General features: G+C 35.4%; 22 protein-coding genes and 1 riboswitch. Of the genes, 13 read left to right on the top strand and 9 right to left on the bottom strand.

The features are described from left to right. The first annotated feature begins 50 nt into the window (after positions 1-50). From ACA31_RS01515 to ACA31_RS01500, 4 genes are read left to right on the top strand one after another with little or no spacing between them, the layout of a single operon-like run. Positions 51-1,460 carry a solute carrier family 23 protein gene (locus ACA31_RS01515; RefSeq protein ID WP_057511625.1) on the top strand — a complete coding sequence of 470 codons (1,410 nt, stop codon included), beginning with the start codon at positions 51-53 and terminating at the stop codon, positions 1,458-1,460. Between the two features lie 29 nt (positions 1,461-1,489). Further along, on the top strand, positions 1,490-1,957 hold the full coding sequence (locus ACA31_RS01510; protein WP_057511624.1) for a flavin reductase family protein: 468 nt from the start codon (positions 1,490-1,492) through the stop codon (positions 1,955-1,957). Positions 1,958-1,996: 39 nt separating this feature from the next. After that, positions 1,997-2,824, top strand: a complete 828-nt coding sequence (locus ACA31_RS01505) for an FAD synthetase family protein (protein WP_057511623.1) — start codon at positions 1,997-1,999, stop codon at positions 2,822-2,824. A gap of 10 nt (positions 2,825-2,834) precedes the next feature. After that, positions 2,835-3,611: a 2-keto-4-pentenoate hydratase gene (locus tag ACA31_RS01500; protein ID WP_057511622.1), complete on the top strand. Its 777-nt coding sequence runs from the start codon at positions 2,835-2,837 to the stop codon at positions 3,609-3,611. 208 nt (positions 3,612-3,819) lie between these two features. Here the strand turns inward: ACA31_RS01500 and ahpF are convergent, their stop codons facing one another. The 5 genes from ahpF to ACA31_RS13025 form a co-directional block, all read right to left on the bottom strand. Next, positions 3,820-5,343 carry an alkyl hydroperoxide reductase subunit F gene (ahpF, locus tag ACA31_RS01495; protein ID WP_057511621.1) on the bottom strand — a complete coding sequence of 508 codons (1,524 nt, stop codon included), beginning with the start codon at positions 5,341-5,343 and terminating at the stop codon, positions 3,820-3,822. A gap of 16 nt (positions 5,344-5,359) precedes the next feature. Then, on the bottom strand, positions 5,360-5,929 hold the full coding sequence (gene ahpC / locus ACA31_RS01490) for an alkyl hydroperoxide reductase subunit C (RefSeq protein ID WP_057511620.1): 570 nt from the start codon (positions 5,927-5,929) through the stop codon (positions 5,360-5,362). Between the two features lie 487 nt (positions 5,930-6,416). Continuing rightward, positions 6,417-6,770 carry a helix-turn-helix domain-containing protein gene (locus tag ACA31_RS01485; RefSeq protein ID WP_057511619.1) on the bottom strand — a complete coding sequence of 118 codons (354 nt, stop codon included), beginning with the start codon at positions 6,768-6,770 and terminating at the stop codon, positions 6,417-6,419. Between the two features lie 262 nt (positions 6,771-7,032). Then, a complete protein-coding gene (locus ACA31_RS01480) occupies positions 7,033-9,024 on the bottom strand; it encodes a catalase (protein WP_057511618.1) in 1,992 nt (663 codons plus the stop codon). 186 nt (positions 9,025-9,210) lie between these two features. Next, a complete protein-coding gene (locus tag ACA31_RS13025; RefSeq protein ID WP_253721347.1) occupies positions 9,211-9,366 on the bottom strand; it encodes a hypothetical protein in 156 nt (51 codons plus the stop codon). A gap of 268 nt (positions 9,367-9,634) precedes the next feature. On the opposite strand from ACA31_RS13025, the gene nfsA reads away from it, so the two are divergent. Further along, positions 9,635-10,390, top strand: coding sequence for an oxygen-insensitive NADPH nitroreductase (gene nfsA, locus ACA31_RS01475; RefSeq protein WP_057511617.1), 756 nt, complete (start codon positions 9,635-9,637; stop codon positions 10,388-10,390). 76 nt (positions 10,391-10,466) lie between these two features. After that, positions 10,467-11,042: a hypothetical protein gene (locus tag ACA31_RS01470; RefSeq protein WP_057511677.1), complete on the top strand. Its 576-nt coding sequence runs from the start codon at positions 10,467-10,469 to the stop codon at positions 11,040-11,042. Between the two features lie 120 nt (positions 11,043-11,162). Here the strand turns inward: ACA31_RS01470 and ACA31_RS01465 are convergent, their stop codons facing one another. The 4 genes from ACA31_RS01465 to ACA31_RS01450 all read right to left on the bottom strand — a co-directional run bounded on the left by ACA31_RS01465 (position 11,163) and on the right by ACA31_RS01450 (position 15,302). Then, positions 11,163-12,542, bottom strand: coding sequence for an L-cystine transporter (locus ACA31_RS01465; RefSeq protein WP_057511616.1), 1,380 nt, complete (start codon positions 12,540-12,542; stop codon positions 11,163-11,165). A gap of 260 nt (positions 12,543-12,802) precedes the next feature. Further along, complete coding sequence (locus tag ACA31_RS01460; RefSeq protein WP_057511615.1) at positions 12,803-13,843, bottom strand: hypothetical protein; 1,041 nt, start codon at positions 13,841-13,843, stop codon at positions 12,803-12,805. Between the two features lie 125 nt (positions 13,844-13,968). After that, a complete protein-coding gene (locus tag ACA31_RS01455) occupies positions 13,969-14,631 on the bottom strand; it encodes a hypothetical protein (RefSeq protein ID WP_057511614.1) in 663 nt (220 codons plus the stop codon). A gap of 257 nt (positions 14,632-14,888) precedes the next feature. Further along, positions 14,889-15,302: a general stress protein gene (locus tag ACA31_RS01450; protein WP_057511613.1), complete on the bottom strand. Its 414-nt coding sequence runs from the start codon at positions 15,300-15,302 to the stop codon at positions 14,889-14,891. Positions 15,303-15,529: 227 nt separating this feature from the next. Continuing rightward, a riboswitch (purine riboswitch) is annotated at positions 15,530-15,632 on the top strand. A gap of 248 nt (positions 15,633-15,880) precedes the next feature. On the opposite strand from ACA31_RS01450, the gene xpt reads away from it, so the two are divergent. From xpt to ACA31_RS13015, 7 genes are all read left to right on the top strand, one after another. After that, a complete protein-coding gene (gene xpt, locus ACA31_RS01445; RefSeq protein ID WP_057511612.1) occupies positions 15,881-16,462 on the top strand; it encodes a xanthine phosphoribosyltransferase in 582 nt (193 codons plus the stop codon). After that, entirely contained in the window at positions 16,459-17,727 is a 1,269-nt protein-coding gene (gene pbuX / locus ACA31_RS01440; protein ID WP_057511611.1) for a xanthine permease PbuX, read from the top strand. The genes xpt and pbuX overlap by 4 nt, the downstream gene beginning before the upstream one ends. A 35-nt stretch (positions 17,728-17,762) precedes the next feature. Beyond that, positions 17,763-19,229 carry an IMP dehydrogenase gene (guaB, locus tag ACA31_RS01435; RefSeq protein ID WP_057511610.1) on the top strand — a complete coding sequence of 489 codons (1,467 nt, stop codon included), beginning with the start codon at positions 17,763-17,765 and terminating at the stop codon, positions 19,227-19,229. A gap of 21 nt (positions 19,230-19,250) precedes the next feature. After that, on the top strand, positions 19,251-20,792 hold the full coding sequence (gene guaA / locus ACA31_RS01430) for a glutamine-hydrolyzing GMP synthase (RefSeq protein WP_057511609.1): 1,542 nt from the start codon (positions 19,251-19,253) through the stop codon (positions 20,790-20,792). Between the two features lie 483 nt (positions 20,793-21,275). After that, positions 21,276-21,659: a phosphate-starvation-inducible PsiE family protein gene (locus ACA31_RS01425; protein WP_253721349.1), complete on the top strand. Its 384-nt coding sequence runs from the start codon at positions 21,276-21,278 to the stop codon at positions 21,657-21,659. A gap of 598 nt (positions 21,660-22,257) precedes the next feature. After that, on the top strand, positions 22,258-22,458 hold the full coding sequence (gene cspD / locus ACA31_RS01420) for a cold-shock protein CspD (RefSeq protein ID WP_002506017.1): 201 nt from the start codon (positions 22,258-22,260) through the stop codon (positions 22,456-22,458). A gap of 299 nt (positions 22,459-22,757) precedes the next feature. Next, positions 22,758-22,928, top strand: coding sequence for a GrpB family protein (locus tag ACA31_RS13015; protein WP_082587029.1), 171 nt, complete (start codon positions 22,758-22,760; stop codon positions 22,926-22,928). The last annotated feature ends 26 nt before the right edge of the window (positions 22,929-22,954 follow it).

Below are 22,954 nucleotides of genomic sequence, written 5' to 3'. Positions count from 1 at the left end.
GGATGTCTTGAGACATCCATCTATTTATCCATAAAGGAGGACTTAATCCAGTGTTCAAAAAGAGAGTGGATGGGGAAGAACAGCCGTACTGGCCTCTCGGGTCATTCAAAATCCGTTTGCCATTTATCCATTACAAATTGGAGAAAGCTGAATTAGTGCAGGGACTGGTTTTGTTTACGGCTGGTCTAAGCATGATTGAGGTCATGACTAGCTTCATGGGCGTTTCATATGAAGCAGCATTGACGATAACAATATTAAATCAGATTTTAATGCTTCTGCCGTCTACTATGGGCGTACCGTTCGTATCAGGCTTCATTACAGCGTTAATTCCTTTAATCATCGTATTTTTACAAGGGTATGATCCTGGACCAGAAGCCATACAAGCAGTAATTGCAGTACAGCTTGTTCTGGCGTTAATATTCTTGATATTCGGGATAAGCGGTATAGGAGAAAAGGTGGTTAAAAGACTGCCGAACTCACTAAAGGGTGGCATATTAATTGGAGCAGGCATCACTGCGATTATGACAGAAATACAACCGGGAGGAAGATTAACGGAAACACCTATAACGATTGGAATCGGTGCAGTACTCTCTCTGTTCATCATGTTCTCCGTGTATTTCAAAAAGATATCAAAAAAGAGCAATTTGATAAAAAAGATTGCTAGCTACGGTATCATCCCTGCAATAATTACAGCCATCGTTATTGGAATTGTGGTTGGTGAGTATTCTTTTCCTAAAATAGAGTGGGGCATTACTCCATTGTCAATACAAGAAGTATGGTCAATGTCACCTTTCTCTATTGGATTTCCAGGGATAGAAATGTTCATCGCTGCTGTACCCACAGCAATCATGGCATATGTTATAGCTTATGGAGATATCATTGTTGGAGATCAAGTGATTAAGAGGGCAGAGGAATCTAGACCAGATGAAAAAATAAAGTACAGCTTCAGCATGCTGCATAAATTAACGTTTTTACGTAACTTGCTTAATGGATTATTTGCACCACATCCGGGAATGGCAGGTCCGATTTTCACTGCAGGTACAGTATCGGTAGCGGAAAGATATACGTATGGCAGAAAATCGATGGATTCGATATATTCAGGAACTAACTCGATGTTGATTGCTTTCAGTATTGGCATCATGCTGTTGCCACTAGTTTCATTCTTTAGACCATTCTTACCAATTGCACTGTCGATAACACTGATTTTGACAGGCTATCTTTGTATAACAATTGGCATGCAACAGCTCAAAGAAGAATCGGAAATGGGTGTTGCAGGATTGATGGCAATCACTTTGGCACTTTATGGCGCAACCACAGCATTAATTGTTGGGATTGTACTTTATTTCGTAATTCAAAAATCACGACTGTTTGAAAAAGTCGATGAAGATAGGGTAATCGAAAAGAAACTAAACCAGAAGTCGGATAAAGAAATTGATGAGGAATATATGACAGTTGATTGATATGATTTAAATTTTAGGAGGTAATTATAATGGATGATCGTCAGTTCAGAAACGCAATGGGGAAATTCGCAACAGGCGTGAACGTTATCGTAGCAGAAGTTGAAGGAGAAGTTTACGGCATGACAGCGAATGCCTTCATGTCTGTATCATTGGACCCGAAATTAATCGTGATTTCAATCGGGAATAACGCAAAAATGTTGGAGAGAATCCGCAAGAGTGGGACATTTTCAGTGAACGTACTTTCATGCGAGCAACAAGAAGAATCAATGAGATTCGCCGGTCAGAAGGAATTTGAGGAAAAGTTTGAATTCGACCGTCTGGCAGATGCACCGGTCATAAGAAATGCACTATGCCAGTTATCATGCGACGTGCACAATGAGCATACAGAGGGAGATCATGTACTTTTCATTGGTAAAGTGAACGATCTTGTACTTGAAGATGGGGATCCGTTAATATTTAACTGTGGTAAATACAGAAGACTAGAAACATTGACTTAAGTGACTCATTAAACAATCGTTTACTTGGAGGCGGATTAAATGGAGATTATTTATATAGATGACGCAAAGCTCAAAAACTGGCAGCAGAAATCAAGGAAGAATGTTATTGCATTAGGGTTCTTTGATGGCATGCATAAAGGACATCAAAGGGTGATTGAAACTGCGAAAGAGCAGGCTGAGATACGTGACGCATCGCTCGATGTAATGAGCTTCTTTCCACATCCGAAAACGGTGATTTCAAATGGAAAGAAGCGGGTGGATTATTTGATGCCGCTTGAAGAAAAGGCGGATGTATTGGAAGGTATGGGTGTTGACCGTTTCTATATTGTGAAATTTACAAAGGCATTCGCTTCCATGGAACCTGAGGCATTTGTTGAAGAATATCTGGAGAAGTTCGGGAGTATGCATGCAGTGGCCGGTTATGATTTTTCTTATGGATTCAAAGGCATGGGTAACATGGATCGTCTTGAAGCTGATTCTAATTTTAAAATCAGCACCTCCAAAGTGGAGAAAGTGGTATATCTAAATGAAAAGATCAGCTCAACACGTATTAGGAAAGCAATTCTTGATGGTCAGATATACGAAGTTAGGAAGCTAATAGGCAGGGCGTATACAACTAGGGCTCGAGTGGTGGATGGATATCTGTCTCTCAAGGAATGTTATATGCTGCCTCAGGATGGTATATATAATGTAACGATTGATACCGGGCTCAAACGATATGAAGCCCAGATTTACGTAGACAATGAAGACCAGAAGATTACATTTACGCAAAAATGCCTGATGAATAAGATAAATAATTTTGAGGTTGCCATCACTTGGAAGAGGAGAGTTGAATCTTATACTTTCTATCAAACGGTGGCAGAATAGGGGGATTCATATGACGATAACTTATGATTTTGGTGACTATATATATGATGCTGAAAAATCATTAGAAGCAGTAGAACCATTTACGGAGTGCTTTCCAGATATTACAGTAGATGAAGCATATGGTGCGCAGCTTAAATATGTGCAAAGACGTATTGCAGACGGCGCGACAGTAAAAGGTAAGAAAATTGGACTGACTAGCAAGGCTATGCAAGAGATGCTGGGAGTGAATCGTCCAGATTATGGTCATATCTTTGATGATATGATACATAGTGAAAGCACTGCCATCGATACAGAAAAATACATTGCACCGAGAGTAGAGTTTGAGATCGCCTTTGTCCTCAAAGAGGATATCGATGGTGAAAATGTTACTTTGGAAAACGTGAAGGAAGCGATTGATTATGTTTTACCAGCAGCCGAAATCATTGACAGCCGCATCAAGGATTGGAAAATACAATTCGAAGATACTGTGGCTGATAATGGTTCCTCAGCTGGAGCCGTATTCGGAAAAAAACATGTAAAGTTGTCCGAAATTGATTTGCCTTCGGTCAAAATGGAAGTGTTTAAAAATGATAAAAAGCTAGATGAAGGTTATGGTTCAGCAGTATTAGGGAATCCGCTTGAAGCTGTAGTATGGCTAGCAAAAGCGCTCCATCAGTATGATATTCAGCTGAAGGCGGGTGAGTCAATACTTGCAGGTGCGCTAACAAAAGCAGTGGATGTGAAAAAAGAAGATCGCTTCAAAGCAACTTTTGACTCTTTAGGAGAAGTTGAAATTTCATTTTCCTAATTATTAATGATGTCGGGACTCACAATCAGGGTTTTTCTATTTTGGTTTAATTACTTATATGTATAAGAAAGCTGTATTTTTTGGATGAATATCCAAGGGAAATAAAAAGCTGGCTTAGAAGCATGATTGCTTCTAAGCCAGCTTTGCGATTAGAGTCAGGACTTATGTCCCAGTTTCTAATCTTTATTATTAAATGAAGAGGGTGCGATTAATGTCTGATGATATAATCAAAAGCATTTAATGCTGCATTTGCACCAGCACCCATAGAAATAATAATTTGTTTGTTGCGATCATCAGTAACATCACCAGCAGCGAAAATACCAGGGATGCTTGTAGCATTCTTACGATCAATTACAATTTCTTTAGCTTGGTTTAATTCAACATAGTTATCAAGCCATTCAGTGTTTGGTAATAAACCAATTTGAACAAAAATACCTTCGAGTTCTAAAGTATGGTCTTCGCCAAGTGATTTATCTTGATATTTAATACCAGTTACTGCACTGTCACCTAAAACTTCTGTTGTTTGAGCATTTTTAATTATAGTTACGTTTGGTAAAGAAGCTAAACGTTCTTGTAATACGTTGTCTGCTTTAAGCTTAGCGTTACGTTCAAGTAACGTTACGTGTTTAACGATACCTGCAAGGTCGATTGCAGCTTCGACTCCAGAATTACCGCCGCCTACAACAGCAACATTTTTATTTTCAAATAAAGGACCATCACAATGCGGGCAGAATGCAACGCCTTTATTAATCAATGCTTCTTCGCCAGGTACTTCTAGCTTGCGCCAACGTGCACCTGTTGAAATAATAACGGTTTTACTTGTTAATTGCGCACCATTATCTAAAGTGACAATGATACCGTCATCTGTTTTTTCAATATCGTTGGCACGAATACCAGTCATTACATCGATATTGTATTGTTTAATATGATCTTCGAGTGCTGAAGTGAATTTAGGGCCATCTGTTTCTTTAACAGTGATAAAGTTTTCGATAGTAGCAGTATCGTTGACCTGACCTCCGATGCGGTCTGCAACAATACCTGTACGTAAACCTTTACGTGCAGTATAAATTGCTGCACTACCACTTGCAGGTCCACCTCCAACAATTAATACATCATATGAATCTTTGTCGTTAAATTCAGCTGGATCTGCTTGACTGCCTAAGCTTGCTAAAATATCTTGAACTGTCATACGTCCGTTACCAAACTCTTCTCCATCTAAGAAAATTGCGGGGACAGCCATAATATCTTCAGACTCGTCTCTAAAAATAGATCCGTCTACCATAGAATGCGTGATATTTGGATTTACCAAACTCATTAAGTTTAAAGCTTGAACAACGTCGGGACATTTTTGACAAGTTAAACTAATAAAAGTCTCAAAATGTAACGGACGGTCTAATGCTTTGATTTGATCTATAACTGCTTGTTCTTCTTTTGGTGCACGACCACTGACTTGTAATAAAGCGAGAACAAGAGAGTTGAACTCATGACCCATTGGTAAACCAGCGAATGTAATACCTGTTTCTTCACCAGGTCTATTAACAGAAAAGCTTGGTGTACGTTTAAGGTTTACTTCTTCTATAGTAATGCGAGATGACATCTCAGCTACTTCGTCTAATAATTCTTTTAATTCTTTAGACTTTTCATCTGAACCAAGACTTGCGCTTAGTACAACATCACCTTCCATTAGTTGTAGTAGTTGTTTTAGTTGTGATTTTAGCTGATCATTAAGCATTTAAATCAATGCCTCCTTAGATTTTACCTACTAAGTCAAGACCAGGTTGTAATGTTTCAGAACCTTCTTCCCATTTAGCTGGGCAAACTTCACCTGGGTGTTGACGTACATATTGTGCTGCTTTGATTTTGTGTACAAGTGTACTTGCATCACGGCCGATACCGTCAGCATTAACTTCAGCTGCTTGCACAATACCATCAGGGTCTATGATGAAAGTACCACGTTGAGCTAAACCTAATTCTTCATCTAATACGTCAAAACTACGAGTGATTGTTTGAGAAGGGTCACCAATCATAGTGTATTGGATTGTGTTAATTGCTTCTGAGTGGTCATGCCAAGCCTTGTGTACGAAATGCGTATCAGTTGATACTGAATACACGTTTACGCCTAATTCTTGTAATTTATCATATTGTCCTTGTAAATCTTCTAATTCAGTTGGACATACGAATGAGAAGTCTGCTGGGTAGAAGCAAACAACGTTCCATGAACCTTTTAAGTTTTCATCTGAAACCTCGATAAACTCATCTTGCTTTGGATCGTAAGCATTAGCTGTAAATTGTAAAATTTCTTTATTAATTAAAGACATAAAAAACATCCTCCTGATTTATTATCTATTTTTTGGTTGAAGTTGGTACGCTTCCTAATTGTAATAATTCTAATCTTTCACTTTCTATTATTACATGCTCATATATTCTCGTCAACGATGAAGGGTTATATAGATAAAGTGTAAAATAACGCTCTATGTTAGCTTTTAGACTATTATTGATAAGTGAAAATATAAAGAAGAAAGAGAGCGTTTACATATTTAATATAACCATTCTATATATCAAATAGCCTTTCAATTCTCAACTAAACATATAAAATGAGAAGAAAGGCTTATTATTTATTAAAAGTACTTTAAAATGCTGATTGCATAGCTTTTTATATTATTTTTTACAATTTTGTGAACGACTAGCTTTCAGGGGAGTTATACTTATAAGTAATGAATAACGAAAAAGACCTATTCAGTATATGAAATAGGTCTAGTATTTTCTTATAAGTATAAGTTTACCAAATAAGGCTTTAGTACTTAATTACATGAATGATCCTACCATCCACCAAATTATTGCAGCAACAGGGAAGAACAACCACCAGTAACTTGCTAGGAATTCCCAACCATTCATAGCAGGTTTCTCTTTATCATTTGAAACAGGTTGCTGATATGTCTCAATAATTGTATTTTTTAGCTGCTTGTCTCCTTTAATGAGTTCATCTAATGAGGTGTCGAACAAATCGCTCATTTTAATTAACATATCAATGCTTGGATAGACTTTATTTAATTCCCATTTTGAAATACTTTCGCGTGAAATATTAAGTATTTCAGCTAAATTGTTCTGAGACCAATTTTTTTGCTCTCTTTGTTCTTTAATCTTTTTCCCAATTTCCATATCAATCACATCCTTTATTTAAAGATAATATATTACATGTTCAGCATCACGAACCTAATGTTATTTTCAGACGCAATGGCAGATTGCAATCGCATGCTCATTATCTTAATCTGCTTTTTAAAATTAAATATGTAAAATATCGCCTTATGTTGAAATGTATTTATGGATGATCTCTTTAATGTAATAATACCCATTATTTTCTATTATAATAAAAAGCTGCCTAAGTTATAACTTAGGCAGCTAATAATTATTTGTGAATTTTTTATCTATCCCAATATCTTGCTCTATCAAATGCTTTCACAATTGTATTAGGATCATCCGATACGAAAACACCAGGTGCTGTTATATTCAATTTGGCATCTGCTAAATTTGTCGCAGCTACTTGGCTAACGATTAATGGTTTGTTGTGTTTATAAGTGAGTTCTGCAAACTCCTCAACTGATGAAAGGATGTCGCTACCATCTGAAAGAACAATTAAACTATCAAATAAAGTTGGATGTGCAGTATCAAATGTTTCAGTGATACCGTAGTCTTCCGAGATATCTTTAGGATGTTGCCCTACAAATGCGTAGTTCAATTTATTTTCAGTGAACGTTTTAGCGTATGATTTTAGCGTGACAGCACTAATATCGCCATTCACTGCGACAGCTACAGAATGTCCAGCTAACGGAATATCAAATTTTTCCATTGTTAGTTTGCTATCTTTTGCGTCTGATTGAACTTCTTCATTTTCTGCGGGTGCTTCCACACCTACATTTTTAGCTACACGTTCGGCTAGTGTACGGTCGACCTTGTTCAATTGGTTAACAGCATTTTGTTTAACCATGACCGATTTACACATACCGATTTCAAATGAAAAGCCATCTACTGTATGATCAAATTCAGGTTGAGTCAGACTATTTAAATAAAGCTTGGCTTGGCTATAATAATCTTTAAAACTTTCACTGCGTTTTTGAATTTTACGGCCTTCAACTTTTTCCTGATAATGTTCATAACCGCCTTCTTTCTTTGGTGTTGTATGAGGGTCATTATTATTCAGCGCATTTTTATGATACGCAACTTGTCCCTTGTTTATATTTGTTTGGTGCATGCCTTCTCTTTGGTTGTTGTGTACTTCATTTACAGGGCGGTTAATTGGAATTTGATTAAAGTTTGGACCACCTAATCTTGTGATTTGTGTATCTGTATAGGAGAATAAACGTCCTTGTAATAATGGGTCATTAGAAAAGTCGATACCTGGCACAATATGACCAGGATGGAATGCGGCTTGTTCTGTTTCATCAAACACATTCGTAACATTTTGGTTTAACGTCATTTTACCAACTCTTTGGACTGGTATTTGATCTTCTGGCCAAATCTTAGTCGGGTCTAAAATGTCAAAATCAAAGTCAAATTCTTGTTCTGGACGAATGATTTGTAGACCTAATTCCCATTCAGGATAATCTCCTTTTTCGATAGATTCATACAGGTCTTTTCGATGAAAATCGACATCTTTACCGTGTAGAATTTGTGCTTCATCCCATACGAGAGACTCTAGTCCTTGGAGTGGTTTCCAATGGAACTTAACAAAATAAGACTGTCCTTCACTATTAACAAGACGGAACGTATGCACGCCGAAACCTTCGACTTGTCTGAAATCTTTAGGTATGCCGCGATCACTCATAGCCCATACAGCGGTATGCGTAGATTCTGGGTTTTGAGCAAAGAAATCCCAAAATGTGTCATGTGCAGTGCCACCTTGAGGCATTTCGTTATGTGGTTCTGGTTTAACTGCGTGAATTAAATCTGGGAATTTGATTGCATCTTGTATGAAAAACACTGGTATATCGTTCCCTACTAGGTCGAAAATACCTTCATCTGTATAGAATTTTGTCGCAAAGCCACGGACATCTCTAACTGTATCAGGAGAGCCTTTAGAACCTTGAACTGTGGAAAATCTAACAAATAGTGGCGTTGTTTTCTCGGGGTGAGTTAAAAAGTCGGCTGAAGTATATTTCGATAAATCTTCATAAACTTGAAATTCGCCGTGTGCACCAAACCCACGGGCGTGGACAACACGTTCTGGGATTCGTTCATGATCGAAATGCATGATTTTTTCTCTGAAATGGAAATCTTCTAATAAGCTGGGGCCACGTTCACCAACAGTTAGCGTGTTTTCATCTTCGCTTACTTTGACCCCATTATTAGTCGTCATTGCTTTATCGTCATTATTTTTTTCTACTTCATTTAATTGCTCTTTCTTTTTGTTGCTCATTAAAATACCCCCTATCTTTACGTACATTTAGTATTTTCCACATTAGGATAAAGAGAAACATATCTATTGGTTAAATGAATTATTTTAAATGATTTGTGAATTATAGTATGCATTACGAAAGTATATGCCATTTGATTGACGAGAAAAAAGGCACAAAAATAATCTGTGCCGTGAGTAAAGAAGAGGTTAGTCTACAAATATGACAACTACTTGTCCAACATTGCTATATTCCGCTTTATAAGATCCTAGTTTTACAGGGATAGGTGATATAAAGGTACCTGAAGAAATGATATGACCTTTGAGTAATTTTTTATCGTGCGTTGCGAGTTTTGTGCAAGCCATTTAACAGACTTGACGGGGTTACCGAGTAATTCTGTAGAGTCGCCTCATGTTCTACTATGCCGTTATACGATTGTTTCATAGGTTGTATTGGCTTGAGTCATGAAATCTTAGCACTACTTTTTTCAGAATATAGTTAATATTATGCTAACCATAAACTTAATTACTTTCAAATCTTTTAAGAAAGGTGGAAAATGGGTAAACATAACGTAAGGAAACAAAATATACTTTTGTTAAGCTATGATTATATTACGCACAGAGGAGCGATAGCATGTCTGATCACGTTTACAACTTATTGAAAAAACACCATTCAGTCAGAAATTTTAAGAAAGAGCCTATTCCAGAAGAGTATATTAAACAACTTGTTGAGGCAGGACAAAGCGCTTCGACTTCTAGTTATTTACAAGCTTATTCCATTATAGGTATAGAAGATCCTGAGATAAAAGAAGATTTGAAAGAAGTATCTGGACAGCCTTATGTCGTAGAAAATGGCTATTTGTTTGTTTTTGTAATGGACTATTATAGACACTCAATAGTAAATGAAGATTCTAAACATCAAATGGAGACATCATTTGAATCTGCGGAAGGCTTACTTGTTGGTACGATAGATGCAACGTTAGTAGCACAAAATATCGCTACTACAGCAGAAGATATGGGCTATGGGATCGTCTATCTAGGCTCATTAAGAAATGATATTGAGCGCGTTAAAGAAGTATTAGACCTACCTGAGCACACTTTTCCTCTGTTTGGTATGGCACTCGGTATACCTGAAGATGGGGAAGATGGCAGCCCGAAACCGCGTTTACCATTTGACCATGTTTTTCATCGAGATAGATATAATAGCGATAAAGACGAGCAAAAGGAAAGTTTACAAATATATGATCAAACCATAAGCGATTATTATAAATCGCGTACGAACGGTGAACGTAGTGAAACATGGTCTAATCAAATCGCGAGTTTTATGAGCGCAAAACAAAGATTAAATATGTTAGATCAATTGAATAGATCTGGCTTTATAAGAAAATAATATAATAGCAAGGTACTTAAAGTGTTTCATTTTCACAAACGCATTACATTAAGGAAGGGGGTTGGCTAATTTGAGCATGTTTAATAGATTTTTTAGAAAAAAAACGTATGAGACTAATGGACGTGACCTAAATAATCAATATATTTATTCATCGGAGAGAAAACTAACCCCGGAAGAAGCACAAAAGTATTGGGCGAAAATGGCGCAAAAAGTTCTTGTAACAGCAATCAATTCAGTAGATCATACAGCTGAACGCATATTTATTTTAATCACCTTTGATGAGAAAGATTCAACAATCGATTTGTTTTTTCAAATGGATGGCCAACTCAGAATGTGGAATGATTTGGTTAATGAAACGCATAAAAAAATTATTTCAGGTAGTATTGTTTCTCAAGCTCCGAATTTAGTGAAACAAGTGAATTGTTTATACGATAGCGTAGACAAAGTTAGGTTAGCATATGCTCAAATTCAATATGAATTTGAAAGTAAAGCTTGGTATTTACATGATGTCACGCAAGAAAGCGTTGAGGCATATTTGGAAAAAGACCCCGCTTTTTTAAAATGGTTTGATGATGTATCAAAAGAAATAGATACGATTCCGCTAGACGGTAAAGAAAGAATCACTTGGGGACCGTTCAAACCAGAATATTAAATAAAATAAAAACCTTCCTAAACAACGTGAAACGACACGGTTTGGGAAGGTTTTTACATTTGTTATTTTAATCATAGTTAGAACAATTAATGCACAATGATGGTTTGGGTTAAAGGCTGATTAGCCTGTAATTTCACCATATTCTTCTGAGTTATAAGCGTCTTTATCTAAGTTGTCTGTCAGTTTAGCTGTACCTGTGCCTGCAAGTAAAGAGTCATTGACGTTCAGAGCAGTACGACCCATATCAATTAATGGTTCTACAGAAATTAACACACCTGCAAGTGCTACAGGTAAGTTCAGTGTAGACAATACGATGATTGAAGCAAACGTTGCGCCGCCACCAACACCAGCTACACCAAATGAACTAATAATGACAACGCCGATAACTGCCAATATAAATTGTAAGTTAACTTCAACGCCGGCAGCAGGTGCTACCATGATAGCTAACATAGCTGGATAAATACCAGCACAACCATTCTGTCCGATAGATAAACCAAATGAGGCAGAGAAATTAGCAATGCCGTCTGGTACACCTAAACGATTTTTTTGAGTTTGTACGTTAAGTGGTAATGATCCTGCACTTGAACGAGACGTAAAGGCAAATAATAGTACTTCACCCGTTTTCTTAACGAAAGTAATAGGGTTTAATCCTAAGCCTGTAACAATAAGTAAGTGAATGATATACATTACGATAAGGGATGCATAAGATGCGAGCACAAATTTACCTAATGTCCATATTGCACCGAAATCACTTGTGGCAATAGTTGATGTCATAATGGCTAAAATACCATAAGGTGTTAAACGTAATACGAACGTTACAATTGCCATTACTAAGTTATACAATGCATCGATACCACGTTTTAAGATATTTCCGCTTTCAGGTTGTTTACGCATTACACGTAAAAATGCAAAACCAATAAATGCAGCAAATATAACGACTGCAATAGTAGAAGTTGTGCGTTGACCTGTGAAATCTAAGAATGGATTACTTGGTAGTAACTCTAAGATTTGCTGTGGCAATGTATCGGCAGTCATGCCTTTAGCTTGACTTGCGAGTTCATTACCTCTTGCACTTTCAGCACTCCCTAAATCGATAGATGAAGCATCTAAGCCAAAAACAAGGGCAGATACAATACCAACGATAGCTGCGATAGTAACTGTGCCGATTAAGAACATAAAAATATAAATGCCGATTTTAGCAAACTTTTCTCCAATTTGAATTTTAGTGAAAGCGGAAACGATTGAAATAAAGATTAGGGGCATTACTATCATTTGTAATAATGCGATATAGCCATCTCCGACAATACTAAACCAGTCTGTTGTTTGTTTAGTTATCGTAGAATCCACACCATAAATTAGATGAATGAAAATACCATAAATGATACCTACACCTAATGCACTGAAAACACGTTTTGGAAATGAGACGTGTCGTTTAGCCATTACATATAATCCGATGAGGAAGGCCATAAAAATGACGATGTTAAGAATTGTTAATAACATAAAGCAGGACCTACACTTTCATAATTTAATTTTTAATTCCGATAAGCATACTAAGGATATTAGAAAAATTGATAATATTCAAGTCTATTTTGCAAGAAAATTTGAAAATGAAAATGACTTTATATTCTGACAATAATGAAATGCAGTGAGACACTGCTAGGAAGGTTTTTAATGAGGTAGAAGGTAATATACTGGATAATTATATAAAAAAGCCATCCCTTGATTGTTGGGATGGCTTTTTTATATAATTATAGTTTCTTTTATAGATTGAATAAACGAGCAAAAAATCCTTTGCGTTCATCTTTTGGTTCTTCTTTAGCAAGTGGTGATTCATAAGCGTGCGTTTGCTCTGAAGATGCTTCTTGCTCACTAGATGATACTATTTCAGTAGCTTGATCATTGTCTGGTGTTTTTTGGACAGAGTCATCTTTAGCTTTATCAACTGAAGTTGTATCTTTTTCTTCTGAAGATGCTGTAGCTGAAGCGCTTGTTGTGTTAGTTTCTTTAGCTGTCTCATTTGTAGTTGAAGCAACTTTGCTATCATCAGTTGCTGGATTAGCTATAGAAGATGGTTGAGCACCAACTTGCGCAATCTCACTATTTTCTACTTGAACTGGGTTTGAAGTGTTTTCAGTACTTACTTTACTATCTTTAGCTGGATGTGTAGTAGTAGCTGAAGCTTGTTCAGTAGTATGATCAGTTAACTTATCACCTTTGCCAGCAGTTGTACTCGCAGAAGCAGTAATATTGTCAGTTTCAACATTAGATTTCACAAGTTCTGATTGTTCTTTTTGAGAATCTTGAATCACATTTTGAGTTGTCTTAATTTCATCCGTTGATGTTTGGATAGCCTTTAATGATTCAGTGTTAGCATCTAATTTTGATGTGATTTGATTTTGCATTTCATGTAATTCATGTTGTTGTTGGTGTACTTGGTTAATCATTTGGCCAAGCATTTGGCGTTCGTCACGCATTTTTTGGATTTCAGAACGTAAGTCATCTACAAGTTTAGAAACATTTTGGTCAGTAGGTAGATTACTGTCATTTTCTTTAACAAGTACTTGTAGGAAGTCTTTTTCTTTTTCTAATTCTTCGAAAGCTAAATCATAACTATTAGTTTGTTTAACTTTTTCGGCAACCTCTTGGAAAAGCTCAATATCCTCTTCTTTGAAATCTGTAGCTTCACGGCCACGGTATTCGGTTTTGCTAAGTTGGTAACCGCGTTCTTCTAAATGTTGAACAATTTTACGGACTTGTTTTTCACTTAGCTCTACACGTAGTGCAAATTCTTTAGTTAACATAGTAATAAGTCCTTTCATATAAGTGATTTATGTATACGGACGTTTGTCTTCGGTTAGTGAAACGTCAGTCTTACCTCTATGTTAGTCTAAACTGTTTTAACAGTGATTTCAAGTGGTGCCTGCTATCATTTGCGCAAATCCATTTCCGTGAGTAAAGGATAAATAACACTTCTAGATATTCTATTAGCAAATACATACTTCAAAATATAATTTGATTTAATACTTGGTCCATAAATGTCTTTAGTTAATTCGATATTAGCTTTAATAAATAAATCCATAGGTCGCCCCTCAGAAAAACCTTTCAGACTTGGTGCTAAATAATCAATATCATATTGTCGTTCGAAACCATTTTCGAATAAAAACTGACGTCTATTATCCATAATCGTTATTTCGTCTTCAGATACTTCTTCAGGTTCTTTTGGAACTTCTAACATGATGAAGTTAGCATCATGAGCATGTAGTTGATTTGATAATTTATTGATTTCTTTTTCCATACGTTTCAATGTTAAATTAATTAATTCATCATGGTTAGGTTGATCAAGAGCTATTAAATAAATTAAAAAAGCTGAGTTCGTCGTTGCTTCATAGTGAGCAGTAGCTAAACTCACTGGTTTTTCTGACTCGATGCCAACCAAAAATAGATAATCATCTTTAGTATGTTCGTTTTTTAACGATTGTTTAAATATTTGTTCATCCTCAGATAATCCGATATCAAACTTTTCGTCATATATCTTTAAAGCTGATTTGAACAATGGATCATTAATTGACGTTACGGCTTTAAATTCCATAGACACACCCCCAAAATTATTGCGTTCATTATAACATAATAGTTATATTTGTAATTTATTAACATATGTTCTATACATTGTTAATAATTATTATGTAATTGAAAAAGGGCGGGACAGAAATCAATTTTGATTTCTGTCCCGCTCCCACAAGACTGACTAAATCTTTAGTCAACTACTGTATAGTCTCTAACTTATATTTACAACATAGCATATTGCATTTATATACCAGAATCAAAATAATTACAATAAGCATATACTTACGATTTTGGACCGTTTGATTCTTCGGCATAGTGATGCCCAACAACTGATCCATCTTCATAAGCCGCGTTTGTTTTTTCTACTTCTGCATGTGAAGAAGTATCTCTCGCAGCTACGATAATGTATTTATCGTTTAATATTTCATTTCTATAATGTTCTTTTTCATCATCTGTAATATCATAGTGAGATAAGACAACTTCTTCACCGTCTTCACCAGTCATGATCTTAGCAACTTTATCGCTAAATGATCCACTTGTAGCTATTAAACTCACTTCGGAATTATGTAATTCATTAATATGGAGTTTTGTTCTAGATAAAACGGATAGTTCTGATTCATCATATCCTTTAGAAATTTTTTCTTTAACTTTTTGTAATAATTCTTCTTCATTTTGTACAATTGTAAAATCTGTCATGTAAAATCCCTCCAGCCATTGTTTTAATGATTATTAAGTATTTACCCAGTTCACATATAGATAAAACGAATACAATTTTATTATATAACGAAATGATAACTCTGACAAACATCATTTGCTCGCTAGATAAAACGTTTACACTTTCGGGAAAAAAGTAATGAAAAGGTCGTGGTGAAGCGCTTACTTGTAATATGTGTATTGAAAATAAAGCTAAAATTTGCTATCATCAGTTAATAATTTATCTAACTCATATAATCTAAAGAATAAGGCTTTAGAAGTTTCTACCATGTCGCCATTAACGATATGACTATGGGTAACCTATACAATACATAAGTAATTCGAATTCATATGTTTTAAATCGTAGCAAGACGTATACGTTTTAGAATACTTATCATTACTATTGTCACGAATATAACCTTTTTACATATAAGTTGGGAAATGAATGTAAAAACACATTTTGGACAGTATTAGTTATAAGTTGAAACAGGGCTTCTTCTCGTATTGCAAGTTCACTCATAGATCCTGAAACTAAGTTAGTTTAGGACTTTTTTTGTACAAAAAATGAGGAGGTTTTTCGAGTGGATTTGTTGAAACAGAAAGTAGAAGCAGATGGTGTCGTTATTGATGAAAAGATTTTGAAAGTAGACGGATTTTTAAATCATCAAATCGATGCAAGGTTAATGCACAATGTAGGACAAACATTTTATGAGCAATTTAAGGACGAAGGTATTACTAAAATATTAACGATAGAGGCTTCAGGTATTGCACCAGCTATTATGGCTGCAATGCACTTTGATGTACCGTGTCTATTTGCGAAAAAAGCAGTGCCGAGTACATTGAAGAAAGATGTATATCAAGCAGACATCCATTCATTTACGAAAAACACAACAAGCACGGTCATTGTTTCGGAAGAGTTTTTAGGTGAACATGATCGCGTATTAATCATAGATGACTTTTTAGCGAACGGCGATGCATCACTTGGTTTAAACGAAATTGTAGAAAAAGCGAATGCGACTACAGTCGGCATTGGCATTGTCGTAGAGAAAAGTTTCCAACCTGGTCGAGAGCGACTAGAACAATCAGGGCTGACAGTTTCATCATTATGTAAAGTTGCTTCTTTAAGTGGTAACAAAGTAACGTTTCTAGGAGACGAAGCATGAAGACCTTTTTCCTAAGCTTACAGCATTTATTAGCGATGTATGCGGGAGCAATCTTAGTTCCTATTATTGTTGGAACAAGTTTAGACTTCTCTCCAGAAGAAATTGCATTCTTAGTTACAGTAGATATTTTCATGTGTGGTGTAGCTACATTTTTACAAGTTTGGAAAGGTACTGGCACAGGATTACCTATTGTATTGGGGTGTACATTCACCGCGGTTGCACCAATGATTTTGATTGGTCAGACAAAAGGTATTGGTGACTTATATGGTTCACTATTCTTATCGGGTGTCTTAGTTGTTGTTATTGCACCTTTCTTTTCACATTTAGTAAAGTTATTCCCACCTGTTGTAACAGGGAGTGTGGTTACGATAATTGGAATCAACCTTATGCCAGTTGCAATGAATTATTTAGCTGGTGGAGAAGGCGCGAAAGATTATGGTGATGCAACGAATATTATGCTTGGTGCGATTACGTTAATCATTATTTTGATAGTTCAACGATTTACATCAGGTTTTCTAAAATCTATTGCTATTTTAATAGGGTTGGTTGTAGGGACGATTTTAGCTTCGATATTTGGTATTGTAAATATAAACCAAGTTGGAACAGCGCATTGGTTTGCGTTGCCACAACCATTTAGATTTTCAACTTTCAGCTTTGACTTAGGTGCAACGCTTGTATTCTTCATTGTTGCCTTAGTCAGCTTGATAGAATCAACAGGCGTGTATCATGCATTAAGTGAAATTACAGGTAAGAAATTAGAACGTAAAGATTTTCGTAAGGGCTATACTGCAGAAGGTATTGCGATTATATTAGGGTCGATTTTTAACGCCTTTCCATATACAGCTTATTCGCAAAATGTTGGATTAGTATCATTATCAGGTGCTAAAAAGAACAATGTGATATATGGCATGGTTATATTATTGATCATTTGTGGATGTATACCTAAAATAGGTGCATTGGCGAATATGATTCCACTTCCAGTATTAGGTGGTGCCATGATAGCTATGTTTGGCATGGTTATGGCATATGGTGTTAGTATATTAGGTAATATTAATTTTAAGAATCAAAATAATTTGTTAGTAATTGCTGTATCAGTTGGACTAGGAACGGGTATAAGTGCAGTACCTCAAGCATTTGAAGCATTAGGTGAGCAATTTGCATGGTTAACGCAAAATGGTATTGTACTTGGCGCGATTTCAGCAATTATTTTGAATTTCTTTTTTAATGGTATAAAGAGTCAACAAAATACGGAAGTTATGAAATAATAACTATAAAACAAATAATAGGAGGCTATACCAGTATGTGGGAAAATAAGTTTGAAAAAGAATCTTTAACTTTTGACGATGTGTTATTGTTACCAGCAGAATCAGATGTTTTACCGAAAGAAGTAGATTTAGGCGTTCAATTATCAGAAGGCATTAAATTGAATATTCCTGTGATTTCAGCGGGTATGGACACAGTAACTGAATCGAAAATGGCGATTTCAATGGCTAGACAGGGTGGACTAGGTGTAATACACAAAAACATGAACATTGAAGATCAAGCAGACGAAGTTCAAAAAGTAAAACGCTCTGAAAATGGTGTTATTTCAAATCCATTTTTCTTAACACCTGAAGAAAGTGTTTTTGAAGCGGAAGCATTGATGGGTAAATATCGTATCTCAGGCGTACCAATTGTTAACAGTAAACAAGATAGACAATTTGTAGGTATTATTACAAACCGTGATTTACGTTTTATTGAAGATTTTTCAATTAAAATTTCTGATGTAATGACTAAAGATGGACTTGTTACAGCACCTGTTGGCACAACATTAGACGAAGCTGAAAATTTATTACAAAAACATAAAATCGAAAAACTACCTCTAGTAAAAGAAGGACGTTTAGAAGGTTTAATCACAATTAAAGATATCGAAAAAGTACTTGAATTCCCATATTCAGCTAAAGATGCGCACGGTAGATTATTAGTTGGTGCGGCAATTGGTATTGCTAAAGACACAGACATTCGTGCTGAAAAATTAGTTGAAGCTGGTGTAGATGCGTTAGTAATAGATACAGCACATGGCCATTCTAAAGGCGTATTAGACCAAGTTGCGCATATAAAAGAGCTATTTCCACAGGTAACATTGATTGCAGGTAACGTAGCTACTACTGCAGGTACGAAAGCGTTATATGAAGCAGGTGCAGATGTAGTTAAAGTAGGTATTGGCCCAGGTTCAATTTGTACAACACGTGTTGTAGCAGGTGTTGGTGTACCTCAAATTACAGCTATCTATGATTGTGCTACAGAAGCACGTAGACAAGGTAAATCAATTATTGCTGATGGCGGTATTAAATTCTCTGGTGACATCATCAAAGCTTTAGCTGCTGGTGGCCATGCGGTAATGTTAGGGAGCTTATTAGCTGGTACTGAAGAAAGTCCTGGCGCAACAGAAGTATTCCAAGGTAGACAATATAAAGTATATAGAGGTATGGGGTCATTAGGCGCTATGGAAAGTGGTTCAAATGACCGTTATTTCCAAGAAGATAAAACACCTAAGAAATTCGTTCCAGAAGGTATTGAAGGTCGTATTGCTTTTAAAGGTTCATTACAAGATACAATTTATCAACTTATGGGCGGCGTAAGATCTGGTATGGGTTATACTGGTTCAAGAAACTTAGAAGAACTAAGAGAAGAAGCGCAGTTTACACGTATGGGACCTGCTGGACTAGCAGAAAGTCACCCACATGATGTTCAAATCACAAAAGAATCACCAAATTATTCATTCTAAGTCAAAGGAGATTTAAAAGTTATGGAAATGGCGAAAGAGCAAGAGCTTATACTTGTTTTAGACTTTGGTAGCCAATACAATCAATTAATTACACGTCGTATTCGTGAAATGGGAGTGTACAGTGAATTACATGACCATGAAATGAGTATGGATGAAATTAAACGTTTGAACCCTAAAGGCATTATCCTTTCTGGTGGACCAAATTCAGTTTACGAAGAAGATTCATTTACAATTGATCCAGAAATATATAATTTAGGTGTTCCTATTTTAGGTATTTGTTATGGTATGCAACTTACAACTAAATTATTAGGTGGAAAAGTTGAACGCGCTAATGAACGCGAATACGGTAAAGCAGTTATTAATGCTAAAACTGATGAATTATTCTTCGGTTTACCAGAAGAACAAAATGTATGGATGAGTCATTCGGACAAAGTAATTGAAATTCCTGAAGGTTTTGAAGTAATTGCGGATAGTCCAAGTACAAGCTATGCAGCTATCGAAGATAAAGAACGCCGCATCTATGGCGTGCAATTCCATCCAGAAGTACGTCATACAGAATACGGCAATGATTTATTACGTAACTTTGTACGTCGCGTATGTGATTGTACAGGCGAATGGTCAATGGAGAACTTTATCGATATTGAAATTGAAAAAATCCGCAACCTCGTTGGCGATCGTAAAGTTCTTTCGGCAATGAGCGGTGGGGTAGATTCATCAGTAGTTTCAGTATTACTACACAAAGCAATTGGTGATCAATTAACATGTATCTTCGTAGACCATGGTCTTTTACGTAAAGGTGAAGGTGACATGGTAATGGAACAATTTGGTGAAGGTTTCAATATGAACATTATTCGTGTGGACGCACAAGAACGTTTCATGAGTAAGCTAAAAGGTGTATCTGACCCAGAACAGAAACGTAAAATCATTGGTAATGAATTCATCTATGTATTTGATGACGAATCATCTAAGTTAGAAGGCGTAGACTTCCTAGCTCAAGGTACATTGTACACAGATGTGATTGAATCAGGTACGAAGACTGCACAAACAATTAAATCACACCATAACGTTGGTGGATTACCAGAAGATATGGATTTCCAATTAATCGAACCAATCAACACATTGTTTAAAGACGAAGTACGTGAATTAGGTATCGAATTAGGAATTCCAGAACATTTAGTATGGAGACAGCCATTTCCAGGTCCTGGACTTGGTATTCGTGTACTTGGAGAAATTACAGAAGACAAACTAGACATTGTACGTGAATCTGATGCGATTTTAAGACAGGTTGTACGCGAAGAAGGTCTTGAACGTGAGATTTGGCAATACTTTACGGTATTACCGGGCATCCAATCTGTAGGCGTTATGGGAGATTATCGTACGTATGATCACACAGTAGGCATCCGTGCTGTAACTTCTATTGATGGCATGACAAGTGACTTTGCACGCATTGACTGGGAAGTCTTACAAAAGATTTCAAGTCGTATCGTAAACGAAGTAGACCACGTTAACCGCGTTGTCTATGATATTACATCTAAGCCACCTAGTACAATCGAGTGGGAATAATAGTATAGAATGATAAAACTCCTTAGGTATAAGCTTAAGGGGTTTTTTGTGTGTTTGGAATTATAAAAGAGGCAGAAAAAGGTAAGCCAAACGCAAGTCTTGGCTAATACCTCAATGAATATATTACTTTGTTTTTCATTATATCGGATATTACTCTTTTTATTATCCACAGCTTGACTTGGTAAAGACTTACTTGTCATCACAGTCCAAATTGACGAAAATATCAAAATAGCAATGAAAAATAAAATTAATTTCAAAGTAATGCCTCCTTATTAAACAATCAACAATATAAGTATAGTACATTGATTATTTCGATTAATATTGTTAGGGGATGAATTTATATTTGATTAGCCAAATTATAAATTTTATTTATAAGGTTTTATATGATGTGTTTTAAGATATAAATGTTAAAATAGATGTCCTCATACAAGCATTTGTATGAGGACATTCTCATGCTAAGGAGATTTATTAATATTGAACAAAGTGATAGATTATTTCACTAAGGCACTTTATTTTTGTTTAAACCTCTGTATTGCAATATTAGGAGTTATTTTAGTCGTATTTTTATTTCAAGAATGCTGGGGTATGATTTATACCTTTTTCGAAAATAAAAATGTGAAGTATAATTATGTCGTAGAGAAAATGTTGATTGCTTTCATGCATATCGAATTCATACTTTTAATCATACAATATTTTAGAAAGAATTATCATTTCTCATTACAATTTTTTATTTACGTAGGAATTACGGCAGTGATTCGATTTATTATTGTAGAGCATTATAATGCAATTGAAACATTGCTACTTGCATTGACAATTGGTGTATTAATATATTGCTTACACTTATTAAAACGCTATTCATTAGATTAAAAATTAATACACACATGTTGTGAGTGAAATACTAATAAACATTTAGAATGTAAAAAAAGGGAGTTTTATAATTGATAAAGAAGGTAAAAAGTACGTTAAGTAAATATGTAAAAAACGGTAAATTAGAGCAAGGCTTGTATAAAATAAGTGATAAACTTAAAAAGAAAACTGGGAAAGATTACTCAAAATATGTTAGTAAAATAATGGATCAATTACGTAAAAGAGTATGATATAGCATGAAAATAGAGTCATTTGAAACAATGGAGCGCACCTGATAGAGTGTCTGCATTGTTTTTTGTAGTAAATTTATTTTCTAAAAAGCGATGTGACTAGTGATCATATTAATGAGAGGCATAGTGTACGCAGGTTTAACTGAAAATAAAATGAGTCGAGCAACACAATATATTCGTATCAAAGATTAAAAATTAAAATTAAATTAGAAATAGGGGTGTACAAAATGAGTATAACTCGTTATAATAGGTATTAAGTAATTTAGTTCGTGAAATTGATTTGTAGTTTTATTCTTTTGAATTTACTCCTTTTGATTTTTTAAGACAGATTACAAATATTAGTGCAAAAGCACATGGAGGAATTTAATATGAATAACGGTACAGTTAAATGGTTTAATGCAGAAAAAGGTTTTGGTTTCATCGAGGTTGAAGGTGGAAACGACGTATTCGTACACTTCTCAGCAATCACTCAAGAAGGCTACAAATCATTAGAAGAAGGCCAAGCTGTTGAATTCGAAATCGTTGAAGGCGACCGCGGTCCTCAAGCAGCTAACGTTGTTAAATTATAATAACGGCTAAAAGACGAGTATAACTCGTCTTTTTTTTATGTCCAAATTTAAATTTAAAAACGAATAAGGATAGTATGCAATCTAAAACCCTTTAATTTAATATAGGAACTGACCCCAAATTGTGGGAATACAATAAAACACTTTCGTTGAATTCATATATTAAAATGAATTTATATGGAGGTGTTTTTTCTATGAAGAGAGTTGCTTAGTCATTAGAAACCCAAAATAAAGTGATTGAGATAAAAATGGAATTAAAAGGAGATATTTTTTAAGAAAGTTGAAAACTTCGAACCTATCACATGGATGTATTTCGGAGTACAGATGCCTATGAGATTAATCGTCATATGGCACTAAGATATTACTTGCGTGCACACGAAGTAATTGCCAAGGAATACGGTGAATTAATAGAAAAGTTAGCACAACATTTTCGCTATGATATAGATAGATATGTGAAGGAAAAGATACTTTAACATGGTATTTGAATTAATAAGAGAGA

Origin of the sequence: Staphylococcus sp. NAM3COL9, from assembly GCF_001431205.1 — a bacterium.
Classification (GTDB): Bacteria; Bacillota; Bacilli; order Staphylococcales; family Staphylococcaceae; genus Staphylococcus.
This window is presented reverse-complemented; position numbering and strand designations above follow the sequence as displayed.